This is a genomic window from Pseudomonas sp. F007, assembly GCF_057814275.1.
Map to the genome: position 1 here is coordinate 65,086 of NZ_JBVATA010000002.1, position 17,841 is coordinate 82,926.

General features: G+C 59.8%; 23 protein-coding genes. 12 read left to right on the forward strand and 11 right to left on the reverse strand.

Translation table 11 applies throughout. The annotated features are described in order from the left end of the window. Window positions 1-48 precede the first annotated feature (48 nt). Window positions 49-1,107 carry a PA0069 family radical SAM protein gene (locus ACZYR5_RS04460; protein ID WP_489088995.1) on the reverse strand — a complete coding sequence of 353 codons (1,059 nt, stop codon included), beginning with the start codon at window positions 1,105-1,107 and terminating at the stop codon, window positions 49-51. Window positions 1,108-1,344: 237 nt separating this feature from the next. On the opposite strand from ACZYR5_RS04460, the gene ACZYR5_RS04465 reads away from it, so the two are divergent. The 3 genes from ACZYR5_RS04465 (at window position 1,345) to ACZYR5_RS04475 (ending at window position 2,965) form a co-directional block, all read left to right on the forward strand. Beyond that, window positions 1,345-1,647, forward strand: coding sequence for a hypothetical protein (locus ACZYR5_RS04465; RefSeq protein ID WP_489088994.1), 303 nt, complete (start codon window positions 1,345-1,347; stop codon window positions 1,645-1,647). 16 nt (window positions 1,648-1,663) lie between these two features. Beyond that, window positions 1,664-2,188, forward strand: a complete 525-nt coding sequence (locus ACZYR5_RS04470) for a hypothetical protein (RefSeq protein ID WP_489088993.1) — start codon at window positions 1,664-1,666, stop codon at window positions 2,186-2,188. Window positions 2,189-2,308: 120 nt separating this feature from the next. Beyond that, the gene (locus ACZYR5_RS04475) at window positions 2,309-2,965 is read left to right on the forward strand and encodes a phosphatase domain-containing protein (protein ID WP_489088992.1); all 657 of its coding nucleotides are present in this window, start codon (window positions 2,309-2,311) and stop codon (window positions 2,963-2,965) included. A 43-nt stretch (window positions 2,966-3,008) separates the two neighbouring features. Here the strand turns inward: ACZYR5_RS04475 and ACZYR5_RS04480 are convergent, their stop codons facing one another. Together ACZYR5_RS04480 and prlC are read right to left on the reverse strand one after the other, a co-directional pair. Beyond that, window positions 3,009-3,296 (reverse strand): YheV family putative zinc ribbon protein, encoded by a 288-nt coding sequence (locus tag ACZYR5_RS04480; protein ID WP_027616630.1) that lies wholly within the window; start codon window positions 3,294-3,296, stop codon window positions 3,009-3,011. Then, window positions 3,293-5,344, reverse strand: coding sequence for an oligopeptidase A (gene prlC, locus ACZYR5_RS04485; RefSeq protein ID WP_489095156.1), 2,052 nt, complete (start codon window positions 5,342-5,344; stop codon window positions 3,293-3,295). Before prlC ends, ACZYR5_RS04480 begins: the two co-directional genes overlap by 4 nt. 89 nt (window positions 5,345-5,433) lie before the next feature. Between prlC and ACZYR5_RS04490 the strand changes: the two genes are divergently transcribed. Next, window positions 5,434-5,979: a gamma carbonic anhydrase family protein gene (locus tag ACZYR5_RS04490; protein ID WP_489088990.1), complete on the forward strand. Its 546-nt coding sequence runs from the start codon at window positions 5,434-5,436 to the stop codon at window positions 5,977-5,979. 19 nt (window positions 5,980-5,998) lie between these two features. Then, entirely contained in the window at window positions 5,999-6,649 is a 651-nt protein-coding gene (locus tag ACZYR5_RS04495) for an HAD family hydrolase (RefSeq protein WP_489088989.1), read from the forward strand. Between the two features lie 6 nt (window positions 6,650-6,655). Here ACZYR5_RS04495 and ACZYR5_RS04500 read toward each other — a convergent pair whose 3' ends face one another. Further along, entirely contained in the window at window positions 6,656-7,729 is a 1,074-nt protein-coding gene (locus ACZYR5_RS04500) for an aminopeptidase (RefSeq protein WP_489088988.1), read from the reverse strand. Between the two features lie 59 nt (window positions 7,730-7,788). Here ACZYR5_RS04500 and ACZYR5_RS04505 point away from each other — a divergent pair, with 59 nt between their 5' ends. Together ACZYR5_RS04505 and ACZYR5_RS04510 are read left to right on the forward strand one after the other, a co-directional pair. Next, window positions 7,789-8,205 carry a PA0061/PA0062 family lipoprotein gene (locus ACZYR5_RS04505; protein ID WP_489088987.1) on the forward strand — a complete coding sequence of 139 codons (417 nt, stop codon included), beginning with the start codon at window positions 7,789-7,791 and terminating at the stop codon, window positions 8,203-8,205. A gap of 40 nt (window positions 8,206-8,245) precedes the next feature. Next, window positions 8,246-8,671, forward strand: coding sequence for a PA0061/PA0062 family lipoprotein (locus ACZYR5_RS04510; protein WP_489088986.1), 426 nt, complete (start codon window positions 8,246-8,248; stop codon window positions 8,669-8,671). Window positions 8,672-8,677: 6 nt separating this feature from the next. Here ACZYR5_RS04510 and ACZYR5_RS04515 read toward each other — a convergent pair whose 3' ends face one another. Both ACZYR5_RS04515 and ACZYR5_RS04520 read right to left on the reverse strand, forming a co-directional pair. Further along, window positions 8,678-8,911 (reverse strand): DUF1161 domain-containing protein, encoded by a 234-nt coding sequence (locus ACZYR5_RS04515; RefSeq protein ID WP_027616637.1) that lies wholly within the window; start codon window positions 8,909-8,911, stop codon window positions 8,678-8,680. Window positions 8,912-9,033: 122 nt separating this feature from the next. Beyond that, window positions 9,034-9,465 carry an OsmC family protein gene (locus ACZYR5_RS04520; protein ID WP_489089061.1) on the reverse strand — a complete coding sequence of 144 codons (432 nt, stop codon included), beginning with the start codon at window positions 9,463-9,465 and terminating at the stop codon, window positions 9,034-9,036. A 244-nt stretch (window positions 9,466-9,709) separates the two neighbouring features. Between ACZYR5_RS04520 and ACZYR5_RS04525 the strand changes: the two genes are divergently transcribed. Continuing rightward, window positions 9,710-10,711, forward strand: a complete 1,002-nt coding sequence (locus tag ACZYR5_RS04525; RefSeq protein ID WP_489088985.1) for an LLM class flavin-dependent oxidoreductase — start codon at window positions 9,710-9,712, stop codon at window positions 10,709-10,711. Window positions 10,712-10,774: 63 nt separating this feature from the next. Here the strand turns inward: ACZYR5_RS04525 and ACZYR5_RS04530 are convergent, their stop codons facing one another. Then, window positions 10,775-10,996, reverse strand: coding sequence for a DUF1161 domain-containing protein (locus tag ACZYR5_RS04530; RefSeq protein WP_489088984.1), 222 nt, complete (start codon window positions 10,994-10,996; stop codon window positions 10,775-10,777). Window positions 10,997-11,110: 114 nt separating this feature from the next. Then, entirely contained in the window at window positions 11,111-11,326 is a 216-nt protein-coding gene (locus ACZYR5_RS04535; protein WP_027616641.1) for a dodecin, read from the reverse strand. 154 nt (window positions 11,327-11,480) lie between these two features. On the opposite strand from ACZYR5_RS04535, the gene ACZYR5_RS04540 reads away from it, so the two are divergent. Then, on the forward strand, window positions 11,481-11,807 hold the full coding sequence (locus ACZYR5_RS04540) for an ElaB/YgaM/YqjD family protein (RefSeq protein WP_489088983.1): 327 nt from the start codon (window positions 11,481-11,483) through the stop codon (window positions 11,805-11,807). On the opposite strand, the gene ACZYR5_RS04545 is transcribed toward ACZYR5_RS04540, so the two are convergent. Further along, window positions 11,804-12,697 (reverse strand): LysR family transcriptional regulator, encoded by an 894-nt coding sequence (locus ACZYR5_RS04545; protein ID WP_489088982.1) that lies wholly within the window; start codon window positions 12,695-12,697, stop codon window positions 11,804-11,806. The two genes, ACZYR5_RS04540 and ACZYR5_RS04545, sit on opposite strands and share 4 nt — an antisense overlap. Window positions 12,698-12,808: 111 nt before the next feature. On the opposite strand from ACZYR5_RS04545, the gene trpB reads away from it, so the two are divergent. Both trpB and trpA read left to right on the forward strand, forming a co-directional pair. Further along, window positions 12,809-14,029, forward strand: a complete 1,221-nt coding sequence (trpB, locus tag ACZYR5_RS04550) for a tryptophan synthase subunit beta (protein ID WP_489088981.1) — start codon at window positions 12,809-12,811, stop codon at window positions 14,027-14,029. After that, on the forward strand, window positions 14,029-14,841 hold the full coding sequence (gene trpA, locus ACZYR5_RS04555) for a tryptophan synthase subunit alpha (protein WP_489088980.1): 813 nt from the start codon (window positions 14,029-14,031) through the stop codon (window positions 14,839-14,841). The genes trpB and trpA overlap by 1 nt, the downstream gene beginning before the upstream one ends. A gap of 61 nt (window positions 14,842-14,902) precedes the next feature. On the opposite strand, the gene ACZYR5_RS04560 is transcribed toward trpA, so the two are convergent. Together ACZYR5_RS04560 and ACZYR5_RS04565 are read right to left on the reverse strand one after the other, a co-directional pair. Beyond that, on the reverse strand, window positions 14,903-15,229 hold the full coding sequence (locus ACZYR5_RS04560) for a DOPA 4,5-dioxygenase family protein (protein ID WP_489088979.1): 327 nt from the start codon (window positions 15,227-15,229) through the stop codon (window positions 14,903-14,905). A gap of 27 nt (window positions 15,230-15,256) precedes the next feature. Beyond that, on the reverse strand, window positions 15,257-16,207 hold the full coding sequence (locus ACZYR5_RS04565; protein ID WP_489088978.1) for a choline sulfate utilization transcriptional regulator: 951 nt from the start codon (window positions 16,205-16,207) through the stop codon (window positions 15,257-15,259). A 114-nt stretch (window positions 16,208-16,321) separates the two neighbouring features. Here ACZYR5_RS04565 and betC point away from each other — a divergent pair, with 114 nt between their 5' ends. After that, window positions 16,322-17,836, forward strand: coding sequence for a choline-sulfatase (gene betC / locus ACZYR5_RS04570; RefSeq protein WP_489088977.1), 1,515 nt, complete (start codon window positions 16,322-16,324; stop codon window positions 17,834-17,836). Window positions 17,837-17,841: the final 5 nt, after the last annotated feature.

A 17,841-nucleotide genomic window follows, 5' to 3' on the forward strand; every position in this document is an offset into this window, starting at 1 on the left:
ATACCGTGGTACGTATTACATAGCACTAAAATACCCACAATTCATGGGCTACAACAACGACATCTGCGCACCTGGAGGGCAAAAAGCACTGCAATCGAGGTTGAACCCCTCACGCTGATTCAGCCCCAGGCGCTTGATCGCCTTGCTAAATCGCTGTGCCAACAGGTCGGCAAATGGCCCTTCGCCACGCATGCGCACGCCAAATCGACTGTCGTACAGCTCACCGCCGCGACTCTGGCGAATCAGGCTCAACACGTGGGCGGCACGTTGCGGATAGTGGGCTGCCAGCCACTCTTCAAACAGCGGAGCGACTTCCAGCGGCAACCTGAGCATCATGTACGCCGCACTTTGCGCCCCGGCGGCATGGGCTGCCGCGAGCAGGCTTTCCAGTTCGCTGTCGTTGATCATCGGAATCATCGGCGAACACAGCACGCCTACCGGGATTCCCGCCTCGCGCATCACCCGGATCGCTCGCAGCCGCGCTTTCGGGGCAGCCGTGCGTGGCTCGAGTATGCGTTTGAGTTCGTCATCCAGGCTGGTCAGGCTGATCATCACCGCCACCAGCCGCTGCTCGGCCAATTCACTCAACAGATCCAGGTCACGCAGGATCAGCGAACCCTTAGTGATGATAGTCACCGGATGCCGATAGCGTAGGAGCACCTGCAGAATTCGCCGGGTGATTTTCTGTTCGCGCTCGATGGGCTGGTAGGGGTCGGTGTTGGAGCCCAGATTGATCGGGGCACATTGATAACCACGCTTGCCGAGCTGCTGCTCAAGCACATCGGCAGCATTGGTTTTGGCGATCAGGCGGGTCTCGAAGTCGAGGCCGGGGGAGAGGTCCCAGTAGGCATGGCTGGGCCTGGCGTAGCAGTAGATGCAGCCATGCTCGCAGCCTCGGTAGGGGTTGATCGAGCGATCGAACGGCAGGTCCGGCGAGTTGTTGCGGGTGATGATGGTTCTCGCCGTCTCGATGCGTACCTCGGTGCCCTGGGTCAGCGGCACCTCCTGATACCAGCCGTCGTCCTCGGCCACCGAACGGCTCGGCGCAAAGCGATTATGCGGGTTGGCCGCAGTACCTCGCCCGCGAGGTGGCAGGGAATTGATCATCGAATGCGCCCTCTATCTGTATATTTATACAGTACTCCAGCGAACCAGCTCCGACCAGTACCGTTCGGCTCTTCGCTCAAGAGGGGGGTGAAACCAATGACTTATATCGACTCGAGCATTTGATCAATATTCAGTAACTCATGAACTACATACTTAGGGGCTCACCCTGATTGGCCACCCGTACTATCCACTGCGCAAAACAAACACACCCCAGACATCAAACTAAAGGATCAAGTCATGTCTTACTTCAATCAGCGCGGTATCTTCCTGCAACTCATGCAACCCGGCCCATCGGAACCCAATACCTGGGTGTCGATGCAACTTGCCCGAAAGGAACTGGGTTGGGATGTGGAAAACGAAGTTCAAACAGAAACATTGGTTGACTCCATTTTTGTCACCGCAATATCCAGCGATGGCGGAGACACTTTCACTCTCAGCGGTCCGAAAAAAGATGTGGACGGCGACGGCAACCTCGATGCCGCCGACGAGGCCAAACTGAAAGCGCTGGCCAAAGCCTACGTCAGCATCGTCAATCCCTGATCACGGGAGGTGTTGCATGTCTCCAACCAACACCCATGGCGTATCCCTGCAAAGGATCGATGGCGCCGACAAGGACAGGATCCTGATTGAACTGTCCAGGAGCAACCTGGATTCTGCTGTTTGCGCTCCCACTCGATTGACCCTGCATATCGACAAGCAAGGCTACAACGCAACGCTCGACTTCGATCCCTGGTCCGATATCAATGTAATTCCTGACGGCAGCATTGATGAAAAAGACATTGAGGCCCTTACTGATCTCGCTGTCGCTTTCTATCGGCAAACGACCATCGATCCCGAACTTGCAGTTTCTCTTACTGCGCTCGATAACCTTCCGGGTGCGGTGCGCGTAAAGATCGATTTGTTCGAAATGGAAGAAGATGCCGATGAGTGGGTTGCCCACGATCACTCTTATACGGCGACGTCGGTCGATAACGGTGTCAACTTCAGTCTCTACAGGGTGACACCGCATGGCGGCAGCCAACTGCAGGAAGATTCCGACCTGACGCCCATGCTCCAGGCATTTATCAAGATGAAAGTGTAGGTTACAGCCGTTCGCTGGGGGGCTTGGTCATTGAACAAATCTTTGACAAGCCCCTCACGGACCTTTGACCGCCCATCGCTGAAAATTGAATGCTGTCATCCGTCACGGTTTACCGACCCCATGTCGAAACAACGCTTGCTGTTCGCTCTGTGCCTGTCGCTCATGGCGTTTTTTTCGATTCACCCGGCTCAGGCCGCCCCGTCGCAATTCCTGCGTCCCAGCGAATGGGCACAGCCCATCGAAGCGCAGTACAACCTCTTTCAGATGTCGCCAACGCTTTACCGCAGCGCGCTGCCGGATGACGGCGTCCTGCCGCTGCTCGACAAACTCAAGGTGCGCACGGTCATCACCTTCCTGCCGCAGTCCGATGCGCCATGGTTGTCCGCCCCCGGGATCAATCAAGTACAGATTCCGTACAGGACCAACCATGTCGATGACAGTCTGGTATTGAGTGCCTTGCGCGCGATTGAAACCGGCCAGAGCAAAGGCCCGGTGTTGATGCATTGCAAGCACGGCTCGGACCGCACAGGACTGATTGCGGCGATGTATCGGGTCGTGGTGCAGGGCTGGAGCAAAGAGGATGCGTTGCAGGAAATGACCGAAGGCGGATTCGGCGACAGCCACCATTTCAAGGACGGCATTCGCTACATGATGCATGCAGACATCGATAAGCTGCGCCAGGCGCTGGCGAATGGGGAATGCAGCACCAGCGTATTTGCCACGTGCTCGATGAAGAGTTGGTTCAAATCGGCCGTCGAGGCCAAGCCAGCGCTGTAACACCTGCCGGCCGGCTCCCGGGGGAGGGGAGCCGGCCGCGCAATCAGGCGTCGTCGGTTTTTTTCTTCAGCTTTGGATTGACGAAGAATTGCACGGTCTGGACCTTGGCGTCCGCAACCTTCACCGCACTGGTGTTGACCCGCGTACCCAGTTCCTTGGGTACCGACAGACCTTGTTCATTGAGGGTATCGCTATAGCCGCAGGCCACGCACTCGCGATGCGGAACATCGTCCTCGCTCCACATCATCAACTTGTCCGGCTCGCTGCACGCCGGGCACACGGCACCGGCGATAAAGCGTTTCTTGGTTTTACTCACAGGCCCATCACTCATGCTGCTGCGGCCTCATCCAGGCCGCTGTGACGCAAGAGTGCGTCAATCGACGGTGCCCGTCCGCGGAAGTCGACGAACAGCACCATCGGCTCCTGGGAACCGCCACGCGCCAGGATCGCCTCACGGAAGGCGCGACCTGTTGCCGCGTTCAGCACACCTTCCTCCTCAAACTTCGAGAAGGCATCGGCCGACAGCACTTCCGCCCACTTGTAGCTGTAATAACCGGCCGCATAACCACCGGCAAAGATGTGCGCAAAGCTGTTGGGGAAGCGATTGTAGGCCGGAGGACGCATGACCGACACCTCGTCGCGCACACCCTCGAGCACCTGCGCAACGCTGCGGCCATCACCGTGGGTGGCGTGCAATTCGAAGTCGAACAACGAGAACTCCAGCTGGCGCACCATCATCAGCCCGGACTGGAAATTCTTCGCCGCGAGCATTTTCTGCAGCAGGTCCTGCGGCAGTGGTTCGCCACTTTCATAGTGACCGGAAATCAGCGCCAGGCCTTCGGGCTCCCAGCACCAGTTTTCCATGAACTGGCTCGGCAACTCGACCGCATCCCAGGCCACGCCGTTGATCCCGGAGACACCAGCGTGATCGACGCGGGTCAGCAGATGGTGCAGGCCGTGACCGAATTCGTGGAACAGGGTGGTCACTTCATCGTGGGTCAGCAGGGCGGGCTTGCCACTGTCGGCCGGGGTGAAGTTGCACACCAGATTGGCCACCGGGCTCTGCAACGCGCCCTCGGCGGTGCGGCGACGGTCACGGGCACCGTCCATCCACGCACCGCCACGCTTGTTGGCGCGTGCGTACAGATCGAAGAAGAAACGCCCGACGTGCTGGCCGTTTTCACTGATTTCGAACAGGCGCACATCGGGATACCAGGTATCGAAGCCTTTCTGCTCGACGATCTCGATGCCGTACAGGCGCTGGACAATCGCGAACAGGCCGCCCAGCACTTTGTCGATCGGGAAGTAGGCGCGCAACGCTTCCTGGGAGACGCTGTAGCGCTGCTCACGGAGTTTTTCGCCATAGAACCCGCTGTCCCAGCTTTGCAGGTCTGCGCAACCCTGCTCGGCGGCGTAGGCCTTGAGCTGCTGCAGGTCCTGGGCAGCAAACGGCTTGCTGCGCTTGGCCAGATCGCGCAGGAAACTCAGCACCTGGTCACTGGACTCGGCCATCTTGGTCGCCAGGCTCAGTTCCGAAAAACTCGAGAAACCCAACAATTTGGCCAATTCCTGACGCAGGTCGAGGATCTCTTCCATCACCGGGCCGTTATCGTTCTGACCGGCGTTCGGGCCTTGGTCCGACGCACGGGTGCAGTAAGCGGCGTAGACTTCTTCACGCAAAGCACGGTCGTGGGCGTAGGTCATCACCGCGTAGTAGCTCGGAAACTCCAGGCTGATCAGCCAGCCATCGAGGCCCTTGGCCTGTGCCGCCGCGGCCATCTGTGCCTTGGCCGAATCGGTCAGGCCGGCCAGCGCCGCTTCATCGCTGACGTGCTTGGTCCAGGCCTGGGTGGCATCGAGCAACTGGTTGGAGAAGCGGCTGCCCAGTTCAGACAACTTGCTCTGCACTTCGGCGTAGCGCTGCTGCTCAGCCTCTGGCAGGTCGATACCCGACAGACGGAAGTCGCGCAGCGAGTGCTCGATGATGGTTTTTTGCGCAACGTCGAAGCCGCTGGCTTCAGGGCTGTTGGCCAGGGCCTCGAAGGCCTGGAACAGTTCGCGGTTCTGCCCCAGCTCAGTGGAGTAGGCACTCAGGGCCGGCAGGCAGGACTCATAGGCCTCGCGCAGTTCGGCGCTGTTGCACACGGCATTGAGGTGGCTGACCGGGCTCCAGGCGGCGCCCAGGCGGTCGTTGAGCTCGTCCATCGCCAGCACCAGGCCGGCCCAGGTCGGTTGTTGGCCCTGGGTCTTGAGGATCTCGGCAATGGCGGCGCGGTTGTCGGCAAGGATCTGTTCGATGGCCGGCTGCACGTGTTCGGCGCGGATCGCCGAGAACGGCGGCAGGTCATAGGGCTGCAAAAGAGGGTTGTTCACGCTCACGGTTGGCACCTTGGCTGGAAGAAACATGGGGCCATCTTAATTACAATCGACGCTCACCGCAGCTATCAGCAAAAGAGAGAGAGCCTATCGTGTCCCTTCGCAAGTACCAGAACCACACCCCCGTACTCGGCAACGGCGCGTTCGTCGATGGCTCGGCGGTGGTCATCGGCGACGTCGAGATCGGTGCCGACAGCTCGGTCTGGCCGCTGACCGTGATCCGTGGTGACATGCACCGCATCCGCATTGGCCAGCGCACCAGCGTGCAGGACGGCTGCGTCCTGCACATCACCCACGCGGGACCGTTCAACCCCGACGGCTTCCCGCTGCTGATCGGTGATGACGTGACCATCGCCCACAAGGTCATGCTGCATGGCTGCAGCATCGGCAACCGGGTCCTGATTGGCATGGGCAGCATCGTGATGGACGGCGCCAGCGTTGAGGACGAGGTCATCATCGGCGCCGGCAGCCTGGTACCACCGGGCAAGCGCCTGGAAAGTGGCTACCTGTATGTGGGCAGTCCGGTGAAGCAGGTTCGTCCGTTGACCGACAAGGAACGCGCATTTTTTACCTACAGCGCCGGCAACTACGTCAAGCTCAAAGACTTGCATCTGGCCGAAGGCTACGACCAGCTCTGACTCTCATTCGGGACATTTCATGCATTACCAAACTGTTTTGTTCGACCTCGATGGCACCCTGACAGACCCGCGCGAAGGCATTACCCGCTCGATCCAATATGCCTTGAGCAACCTGGGCATCGACGAACCGGACCTGGGCAAACTGGAACACTTCATCGGTCCGCCGTTGCTGCAGGCTTTCATGCAGTTCTACGGCTTCGACGAAGCCAAGGCCTGGCAAGCGGTGAATTTCTATCGCGAACGCTTCAAGGTCACCGGTCTGTATGAGAACCGCGTGTTTGATGGCGTCACGCCGTTACTGGAAACCCTGAGCGGGCAGGGGCGGCAGTTGTATATCGCAACATCCAAGCCCTGGGTGTTTGCCCGGGAAATTGCCCGCCACTTCGATTTCGACCGGCACTTCAAGGTGATTTACGGCAGCGAGCTCGACGGCACTCGCACCGATAAGGTCGAGCTGATTGCCCATTTGATCAGCGCAGAAAGCCTCGACCCCGAGACCACCCTGATGATCGGCGACCGCAAGCACGACCTGATCGGCGCCCGTCGCAATGGACTGGATGCCGCCGCCGTGGGCTACGGCTTTGGCAGCCACGAAGAGTTGAGCGCGGAACAACCGGCCTATCATTTTGAGACCCTGGCGGACCTGCATCAGGCCTTTTTGCGCCAGTAATCCGTTTCAGTCAGCCAAAGACATCAGCGCCTGTTTGCGTTGCGCAGGCGCCAGCGCGCCCAGTCGCTGCGCCGCCAAGTAAAACTTCTGCCAGTCGCCACCCGCCTGCCTGAACAGCTCGGCGAATGCTGGCACCCATTGGTCATACAGGCCGAACGGCAGCAGTCGGGCGTTGTTCATCGGCGCGTCGATCCACGCATCAAATCGCCGGCTACCGGCCCATTGGCTGTCGCGCAGGGTCTGGTAGTCAGCGCGCAAGCGCGTGAATTCAGCGGCCTTGCGCCGACGCATTTCGTCGCTCGCCAGGGGCAGGGCATACAGTTTTTCCAACCGCGCACGGGTGTCCAGCAACAAGCGAATGAACTGGTCGCGCTGTCGCTCCTGCGCGTCACTCAGCGCAGGCAGGTTGCGCGCCGCGCGCCACTGGCGCGTGCCTTCCTGCTCGACAAAGCTGGCGAAGGACTCGTTGAACTCAGTGTCGTCTTTCACATAGAGGCGTTGGTGCGCCAGCTCATGAAAGATCAGGGTCGCCAGCCGCTCGTCGCCCCAACCCAGCATTGAGTTCATGATCGGATCATCGAACCAGCCCAGGGTTGAATAGGCCTCTACGCCGCCAATCGCCACATCCATCCCCTGCTGGCGCTGGAGAGCCGCCTCACCGCGGGCGGCACCCTGCTGGTAATAACCGCGGTAGGCCACACAGCCGGCAATCGGGAAGCAATAGTTCTGCGGACTGAGGGAAAATTCCGGAGTGACGAAGACATTCCACACCACGTAGGGTCGGCCGATGTCTGCGTAGAGGCGATAACTCTGGTTATCCGGCAGGTGCAGGTGCTGGCTGGCGAAGTCCCGGGCCCGTTGCGATTGCTCCAGGTGTGCGCGCAGTTTCGCGTCACTGGTCGGGTCGGCAATGACCTGGCTGACCGGAACACGAGCGTTTAACAACTGCCATTGACCACTGGCCAGCTGGCTGTAGTAACTGACGCTGGCACAACCGTTCAGCAGCAAAAACATCACACTCGGAAACAAAACGCGCAAAACGCGATCAAGTAACCGATGGCTCGCAAGCAGCCTGATCACATCGAATCATCCTTGGGGAGTCTGCCCGCAAGACTATCTCGCCTGACTGGAGCTTCGCCATGCGCGCGTTACTACTGAGTGGAGGCCTGCTGACGCTGGCCGGCTGTGCTGGACTGCCGCAACCCGACCCGACACAAGCCTGGATCGACTTGACTCCCCATGCCAAGGACACCGCGCTGCAGGCGCTGGAAGTCGATGACAAGGCCACCCCCGATAAACGTTACTTCGAAGTGCCCCCCGGCAGCCATGAACTGACGGTGCGTTATCAGTTTGCCGTCGAGCCGAGCAACATCGGCCCCGACGCGCAAACCCTGTGGCGCGATTGCCAATTGAGCGTGAAATACAATGATTTCAACGCCGGCGGTCGTTATCAACTGCAGGCGGGGAACATCGGTTTTCGGCCCTGGGTGAAACTCTACGATGAGCAGCGCAAAGTCGTCGGTCAGGCCCGTCCGACAGGCTGTCAGGGCACCTGATCGGCGCTATGCTGGATACCTGACCGCACGGAAATGAATCATGCACAGGTACCTGCTGTTTTTAGCTCTCGGCACGCTCTCGGCGTGCGCCACTTCGCCCTTGCCCCCGGTCGACCCGAACATGGCCTGGGTCGACTTCGCCATGCCATCGCCGGGCGGCAAAGTCTTGATGGCCGAGCGCCTGGATAATCAACGCCTGACAGACGGACGTTATTTCCAGGTCACCCCCGGTCACCACGAGCTGATGGTGCGCTTTGATTTCGAAGTCTTCGGCGGCGGCATGGGCGGCATGAACACCGATCCGCAGGAGCGGTTGTGCTACATGACCATCCCGTACGACCATTTCGAGGCGGGCCAGCGCTATCGCCTTGAAGCCCGCTCGCTGGCCTTCACGCCCAGCGCCCGGCTGTACGACGCCAAGCGCCAGATCGTCGCCGAAGAACGGCAGATCAATTGCGTGCCCTGAGGCGACTTATCGATCGTTCTTCTGGTAGATGATTTTCTTGCTGCCATTTTCGCAACTGCCGACCACCATGTTCTGGTCGTGCACTTCATCGTTGCTGACAATTTCCAGGGTGTAGGAAGAGACGTTGTTGGCCTGGATCTTGGCTTCGATCTCGGCCTTGAGCTCTTCACACGGCTTGGGCGCCGCCAGGGCCGATGTGGTCAACGCAGCGCAGATTACCGCCAAGGCAAAACGTTTCATGGTTGAAGCTCCCTCTAAGCAGCGCGCACGGGCGTGCACTGAAGCTGCTGTCGTTGATTCGACCATCATTGTGCCAGACCAGTTCTGCGTTGCGCTGCCGCCATCACCCGCAGGGCAGGGGCTCAGGTGATGAGCTGGCCGTCCAGGCTGATTTTCGCGTTCAATACTTTCGACACCGGGCACCCTTCCTTGGCCTTTTTACTCAGCTCTTCAAATTGCTGTTGGCTGGCGCCGGGAATTTTCGCCTTGAGAATCAGGTGTACCGCGGTAATCGCGAAACCGCCATCCACCTGATCCAGCGTCACCTCGGCCTCGGTATCAATGCTGTCAGCCTTGAGCCCGGCCTCGCCGAGAATCATGGAAAAGGCCATGGAGAAACAACCCGCATGCGCGGCACCGATCAGCTCTTCGGGGTTGGTACCCTTGCCGCCTTCGAAGCGCGCCTTGAAGCCGTACGGCGCCTCGCGCAGCACGCCGGTTTCCGTGGATATCGAGCCAATACCGGTTTTCAGATCACCTGCCCAATGCGCCGATGCTTTCTTGATGATGCTCATCTGTGCCTCCTCAGAATCCGGCGCGAGGGTTCGCGCCTTGATGGTTTTCGCTTCCCAAGGGTTCTGAGGATAGATCGCAGGGCAAAGTTCACCTTGTCGGAAAGGACCGCTTATCAGGTAGGCAATTTCACGCCAGCTATTGAATCTCGGGTATATGCCCACATTGCATAGAACAGGCTTATACATTCGGCAGGTTTTCGTTCGTGAGAAAAGCCTGCACCGCCCCCTTTGGAGAAGCAGGCTTATGAAACAGCTGTCCGATATCAAATTCTCGACCCTGGACCTGGTGCCCGTCCGGGAGAACGGTAGCCCCGCGCAATCACTGCGCAACTCACTGGATTTGGCACAACACGTCGAAAAATGGGGCTACAACCGCTTCTGGGTGGCCGAACACCACAACATGGACGGCATCGCCAGTTCCGCCACCTCGGTATTGCTGGGCTATCTGGCCGGCGGCACGTCGAATATTCGCGTGGGCTCGGGTGGGGTGATGTTGCCCAACCATGCGCCGCTGGTGATTGCCGAACAATTCGGCACCCTCGAAAGCCTGTATCCGGGACGGATCGACCTGGGCCTGGGCCGCGCCCCTGGCTCCGATCAACTGACCGCCCGCGCCTTGCGCCGCGAACGCTCGGGCAGTGCCGACGACTTCCCGGAAGACGTCGCCGAACTGGCGCGCTACCTCGGCCCGCGTACGCCGGACCAGCGCATCATTGCCATGCCCGGCACCGGGACCAACGTGCCGATCTGGCTACTGGGCTCCAGCCTGTTCAGCGCACAGCTCGCGGGCGAGCGGGGCTTGCCCTACGCCTTTGCCTCACATTTCGCACCGCGCTACATGCACGAAGCGATTCGCGTCTACCGCAACCACTTCAAGCCTTCAGCCGTGCTGGATAAACCCTACGTGATGCTGGGCGTACCACTGGTCGCCGCCGACACCGATGAACAGGCCGACTACCTGGCAACCTCGGTCTATCAAAGGATTCTGGCGTTGATGCGGGGCCAGAGCCTGGTTCAGCGCCCACCGGTGAAATCCATGGACGGTTTGTGGCTGCCACACGAGAAACAGGCGGTGGGGGACTTCCTCGGGCTGGCCATGGTTGGCAGCCCGGCGAAGATCCGCGGCAAGCTCGAGGTGCTGATCGAACAGACCCAGGCCGATGAGCTGATCTTCACCTGCGACCTGTATGAGCACGCTGACCGCCTGCACTCCTACGAGCTGCTGGCGCAGGTCATGAAGGGTTGAATATCCCGTGAGCCCCCATGAAAAAGCCGACGCCTGAGCGTCGGCTTTTTTGTGTGGAATGGATTACTTCTTGTAGACGATTTCCTTGGAGCCGCCTTCGCAGGTACCCACGACCTTGCCGCCCGCCGCAGCGCCTTTGTCGACGATTTCCAGCGTGTAACCTGAGACGCCCTTGCCGTCGAGCTTCGCCGCAATTTCCGCTTTCAGTTCCTCACAGGGTTTGCCTGCTGCCAGCGCGGTTCCCGCAATGCTCAGCAAACCCACAGCCAGTATCAACTTCTTCATCGGTCACATTCCTTGGTCAGATCAAAAGGATATAAACGAAGTCCCGACTTCTGTGGCCGCGCCCAGGTGACGACCTGAAGCAATCAGCCAGCTCGCAAGGTCAGGAACCTACAGTCAGCTGTTGGCGATCCGAAAGCCCACCTTGAGCGTCACCTGAAAATGCGCCGCCTTGCCGTCCTTGATATGCCCGCGGGTATCGACCACCTCGAACCACTCCAGGTGCTTGATGCTCTTACTGGCTTCGGCCAGCGCATTGTTGATCGCATCTTCGATACTGGTCGGCGAAGAGCCCACCAGTTCAACTTTCTTGTAGGTGTGATGGTCAGTCATGGTGATCTCCTAAAGTGTTAATACAGACTAGCAGTGATTTTTCGTATTTCTTCTGTGCGCACTTCCTCAGAGAAGGTTCAGATTTTTCGGCACTTTCGCGAACCGCCGGAGTCGGAACCAACACATGCCACTCAATCAATGCAGGAGAGTCACCATGGCCAACACCTCGTTGCGCAAAGCGTCATTGCAAAGCATGGAAGCCGAGATCGAGAGTCTGCTCAAGTCATTGGAAAGCTTGAAAAGCGATGCCTCTGACGAGTCGCTGAAAACCCTGAAAACCTTGAAAGGCAATGCCGAGAGCGCGCTCAGACACTCGCGCAACCTGCTCAGTGACGCCTATGAAGAAGTCAAAGTGAAAACCCGCGAGACCGGGATCGCGACCCGCGACTACGCACAGGAACACCCGTGGACTACAGCGGGTGTCGCGGTCGGTGCCCTGGGGCTGTTGGCGGCGTATCTGTTGTGCAAACGCGGCGACTAATCCGCCTGGCGCAGTTCGTTTTTCAGCCACTGCGCCAGTTGCCGAGCGCGCCCGTCCGCGGCGCGCTTGGGTAACCACAACGCCAGTTGCGCCGGGGTTTGCGAAAAGCCCCACGGCGCAACCAGGCGACCCGCCTTCAAATCCTCGGCCACCAGTGGCTGCGGAGCGATAGCCACCCCCAAGCCGGCGACCGCCGCCTCCAGCAAGTAATACAAATGCTCGAAACCCTGGCCGAATTTCAAGGCGCGCGGGTCGAGGTGATTGTGCTGTGCCCAGCTGGGCCAGGCTTGCGGACGTGAGGTGGTGTGCAGCAGGGCTTGATCGAGCAGGGCGCTGGCCGGCGCCTCACGCAATGTTTCGTATGCAGCGCAACGTGGGCTGAGCACCGGGCCGATGCATTCGCTGGCCAGCTCGTAGACGTGCATATCCGCCGGCCACGGCGGCTCGGCGAAGACCAGCAGGGCATCCAGTCCAGGGCGCCGCGGATCGAGATCACCTTCGCCCGCCGATAGATGCAAACGCAGATCCGGCAGATCGGCATTCAAGCGTCCCAGGCGCGGAATGAACCAGCGCGCCAGCAAACTGCCGGAGCAACCGAGCACAAAGGGCGCATCCGCGTGCCCCTGGGTCAGTTCAGCGCAAACGCCGCGTAGTCGCTCAAAAGCATCGGCACTGGCATCGCGCAGACGTACCCCGGCATCTGTGAGTTTAAGGCCACGCCCATCCTTGACGAACAGGCTGATGCCCAAGTGTTCCTCGAGGATTTTCAGTTGCCGGCTCACGGCCCCATGAGTCACATGTAATTGCTCCGCCGCCTGACTGACGCTGTTCAGGCGAGCAGTGGCTTCGAAGGCGCGCAGGGCGTTGAGAGGGGGCAGGTCGTGGCTCATGGATAGGTGAGTTTTCCTGACAGGTTGTGGCGATCTTATCGGTTTTCACCGGGGAGCGTCAGGGGTAGAGTGAACGCCATTGTCTCTTCACGCATTCAACTGGAGCGCCCCATGACCCAGACTAATCTGCGCAACGGCCCTGACGCCAGCGGCCTGTTCGGCGCGTTCGGCGGCCGTTACGTTGCCGAAACCCTGATGCCGTTGATCCTCGACCTGGCCCGTGAATACGAAGCTGCCAAGAACGATCCAGCCTTCAAGGAAGAGCTGGCCTATTTCCAGCGCGACTACGTCGGTCGTCCAAGCCCGTTGTACTTCGCCGAGCGCCTGACCGAGTTCTGTGGCGGCGCAAAAATCTATCTCAAGCGCGAAGAGCTGAACCACACCGGCGCGCACAAGATCAACAACTGCATCGGTCAGATCCTGCTGGCTCGACGCATGGGCAAGAAACGCATCATCGCCGAGACCGGCGCTGGCATGCACGGCGTGGCCACAGCCACCGTCGCCGCGCGCTTTGGCCTGGAGTGTGTGATCTACATGGGCACCACCGACATCGAGCGGCAACAGGCCAACGTGTTCCGCATGAAGCTGCTGGGCGCTGAAGTGATCCCGGTGGTTGCCGGTACCGGCACCCTGAAAGACGCGATGAACGAAGCCCTGCGTGACTGGGTGACCAACGTCGACAGCACCTTCTACCTGATCGGCACCGTGGCCGGTCCACACCCTTACCCGGCAATGGTCCGTGATTTCCAGGCGGTGATCGGCAAAGAAACTCGCGACCAACTGCAGGCCCAGGAAGGCCGTCTGCCCGACAGTCTGGTGGCCTGCATCGGCGGTGGCTCCAATGCCATGGGCCTGTTTCACCCGTTCCTTGATGACAAGGGCGTTGAGATCATCGGCGTCGAAGCGGCGGGGCACGGCATTGAAACGGGTAAGCACGCAGCGAGTCTGAACGGTGGTGTACCGGGCGTGTTACACGGCAACCGCACCTTCCTGCTGCAGGACGAAGATGGCCAGATTATCGACGCCCACTCGATTTCTGCCGGCCTCGACTATCCGGGTATCGGCCCGGAACACGCCTGGTTGCATGACATTGGCCGCGTGCAATACACCTCGGTAACCGACGACGAAGCTCTCGACGCGTTCCACAAGTGCTGCCGCCTGGAAGGGATCATCCCTGCGCTGGAAAGCGCCCACGCTCTGGCAGAAGTGTTTAAACGTGCACCGACCCTGCCGAAGGATCACCTGATGGTGGTCAACCTGTCCGGCCGTGGTGATAAAGACATGCAAACTGTGATGTTCCACATGGAACAATCCAAGCAGGAGAAACACTGATGAGCCGCCTGCAGACCCGTTTCACTGAACTCAAAGAGCAGAATCGCGCGGCGTTGGTGACCTTTGTTACCGCTGGCGACCCGAACTACGACACCTCCCTGGCGATCCTCAAAGGCTTGCCAGCGGCAGGGGCTGACGTGATCGAACTCGGTATGCCTTTTACCGACCCGATGGCTGATGGCCCAGCGATCCAGCTGGCTAACATCCGCGCGCTGGGCGCCAAACAGAATCTGGCGAAAACTTTGCAGATGGTTCGCGAGTTCCGTGCCGAGAACAACGACACCCCGCTGGTGCTGATGGGTTACTTCAACCCGATTCACTACTACGGTGTTCCACGCTTCATCGCTGATGCCAAGGAAGCCGGTGTCGATGGGCTGATCGTGGTCGACATGCCGCCTGAACATAACGGCGAGCTGTGCGATCCGGCACAAGCGGCAGGCTTGGACTTTATCCGACTGACCACCCCGACCACGGATGACGCTCGCCTGCCGACCGTACTCAACGGCAGCTCCGGTTTCGTCTATTACGTGTCGGTCGCTGGGGTGACCGGTGCCGGTGCGGCCACCCTGGAACATGTCGAGGAAGCCGTCGCTCGTCTGCGTCGTCATACCGATCTGCCGATCAGCATCGGCTTCGGTATCCGTACCCCCGAGCAGGCGGCTGCCATTGCTCGTCTTGCGGACGGCGTGGTGGTGGGTTCGGCCCTGATCGATCACATCGCCAACGCGACGACATCCGAGCAAGCCATCGATGGCGTGTTGAGCCTGTGCTCCGCCCTGTCGCAAGGTGTGCGTAACGCGCGTACCGCGTAAGCATTAAAAGCTGTAACCAAGGCTCAGGGCGCTCGCTGCCCTGGGCCTTTTTTATGCGCATCTAGAAATTTGAAAGATCCAGCGGCCGCATAGCGCCCATCCAGATTGCGTGATCGGTGTGGTCCAACAGGTCATTGCCGGTTTCCGGGTGCAGGAACACCACCAAGCCGTTTCGGTTAAGCGCCAGCCATGGCAACACGACGCCAATCAGCTCCGGCTCGAACGCCAGCTGACAACTCCAGTCGGGATGGGGGCCGACCGGGCGCTCGTGAACCCGGCCCATCCTCAGTTTGAAGAGCTGCGCGGCCTGCTCACACAAAGCCCGCGCCTGGTCGATAGTGGTGGCATCAAAATAGACGTGGGCGTGATAGCCCTTGATCCGTTGCATAGCTTTCTCGTGGCGCAAATGATCAACCTACACCGCAATCGACGGCAGGGCCAAGCCTGTCAGCGATTCGGCACTACTGGCTTGCTCACTCATCAGCCAATCAACGAACTGCTGGATCAACGCGCGCCGCCGTTTACGCTGGGGCAGCACCACGTAATAGCCAAAGCTCGACAGCGCCGTCTCGTTGATCGGCCGTACCAACAAACCCTGCGCGAGCAGGTTATCCACCAGATGACGCCAACCGATGGCCACACCCTGACCGCCAATCGCCGCCTGGATCAACAGCGTGTAGTTATCAAAGCGCAGTTGCCCCGGCGCGGGTGAGGTGCCGATCCCCAGACTGCGGAACACGCCACTCCAATCGAACCAATGACTGCTGTTCTCGCCTCGCAGATGGAGCAACGGCAACTCCATCAGCGCTTGGGCGGGCAGGGGAGGAGGTTGGTCCTTGAGCAGCAGCGGACTGCACACCGGAAACACCTCTTCGCTGAACAGCCAGTGACTCTCGCCCTGCTTGAAACGCCCATCGCCAAACAACACCGCAACATCAATGTCGGTACGCAGCATGTTGTGACTGCGCTCACTGGTGACCAGACTCACGTCCACCTGGGGATTGGCCTGATGAAAGCGATGCAGGCGTGGCATCAGCCAGTAGGCGGCAAAGGCGAAGTCAGTGGCCACCTGCAACACCTCGTGCTGATGCTGGGCGTTGATCGCATTCAGGCCATCGTCGATGCCCTGCAAACCGGCCTGCACGTGCTCGAACAGAATAGTCCCGGCCTCGGTCAATTCGATGCCCCGATAGATGCGGTCGAACAAGCGTGTGTCGAGTTGCTCCTCCAACCGTTTCAGCTGCTGGCTGACCGCCGGCTGGGTGGTTCCCAGTTCGACCGCCGCGGCAGTGAAGCTGCGATGGCGCGCCGCCGCCTCAAAGGTACGCAGCAGATCCAGCGATAACTCACCAAGGGCGTCATACATAAGCTGTCGTTATCCTAGTCATTGCCGGCCATGGGCTTTACCACGAAGTGAGCGGACTCCATTCTCGATCGCAGCACTTTCGCATAACTGCTCACTATGGAATGCCGCGATCACATGAAGCGCAAGAACATTCTTTTCATCATGGCCGATCAAATGGCCGCGCCACTGTTGCCGTTCTACGGTTCATCACCGATCAAGCTGCCCAACCTGAGCCGTCTGGCTGCCCAAGGCGTGGTGTTCGACGCCGCCTACTGCAACAGCCCGTTGTGCGCGCCGTCACGCTTCACCCTCGTCAGTGGTCAGTTGCCGAGCAAAATCGGTGCCTATGACAACGCGGCGGACTTTCCCGCCGACGTGCCGACCTATGCCCACTACCTGCGCCGCCTCGGCTATCGCACCGCGCTCTCAGGGAAAATGCACTTCTGCGGGCCAGACCAATTGCACGGTTATGAAGAACGCCTGACCAGCGACATCTACCCGGCGGACTATGGCTGGGCCGTGAATTGGGATGAGCCAGACGTGCGCCCAAGCTGGTATCACAACATGTCGTCGGTGCTGCAAGCCGGGCCGTGTGTGCGCACCAACCAGCTGGATTTCGATGAAGAGGTGGTGTTCAAGGCTCAGCAGTATCTGTTCGATCACATTCGCGAAGATGGCGATCAACCGTTTTGCCTGACGGTCTCGATGACCCATCCTCACGATCCGTACACCATTCCCAAGGCATTCTGGGACCTGTACGACGACCAGGACATCCCGCTGCCGAAAACCCCGGATCAGTCCGATCTCGATCCACATTCCAAGCGCCTGCTCAAGGTCTACGACCTGTGGGACAAGCCATTGCCGGTGGAGAAGATCCGCGATGCACGCCGCGCCTACTTCGGTGCCTGCAGCTACATCGATGCCAATGTCGGCAAGCTCATGCAAACACTCGAAGAGACCGGCCTGATCGACGACACCATCGTGGTCTTCTCCGGCGACCACGGGGACATGCTCGGCGAGCGCGGCCTCTGGTACAAAATGCATTGGTTCGAAATGGCGGCCCGGGTACCACTGCTGATCAGCGCACCGGGACAGTTCGCGGCAGGAAGGGTGAGTTCCGCCGTCTCCACCGCCGACCTGCTGCCGACTTTCGTCGCGCTCGCCGGCGGCGAACTGGAGCCAGGCCTGCCGCTGGACGGCCGCTCGTTGTTGCCGCACCTGCAAGGGCAGGGCGGGCATGACGAAGTATTCGGCGAATACATGGCCGAAGGCACCATCAGCCCATTGATGATGATCCGCCGCGGGCCGTACAAGTTTATCTACAGTGAAAGCGATCCCTGCCTGCTGTACGACGTGAGCAACGACCCGCATGAGCGCGAAGAGCTCAGTCAGTCAGTGGAGCATCGCGAACTGTTTGCCGCGTTCCTCGCCGAAGCACGCGCCAGGTGGGACATTCCAACCATTCACAACCAGGTCCTTGCCAGCCAGCGCCGCCGCCGCTTCGTCGCCGACGCGCTGACCCTGGGCAAGCTCAAGAGCTGGGACCACCAGCCACTGGTTGACGCCAGCCAGCAGTACATGCGCAACCACATCGACCTCGATGATCTGGAGCGCAAGGCTCGTTATCCACAACCCTGCCAAAACCAATAACGTAA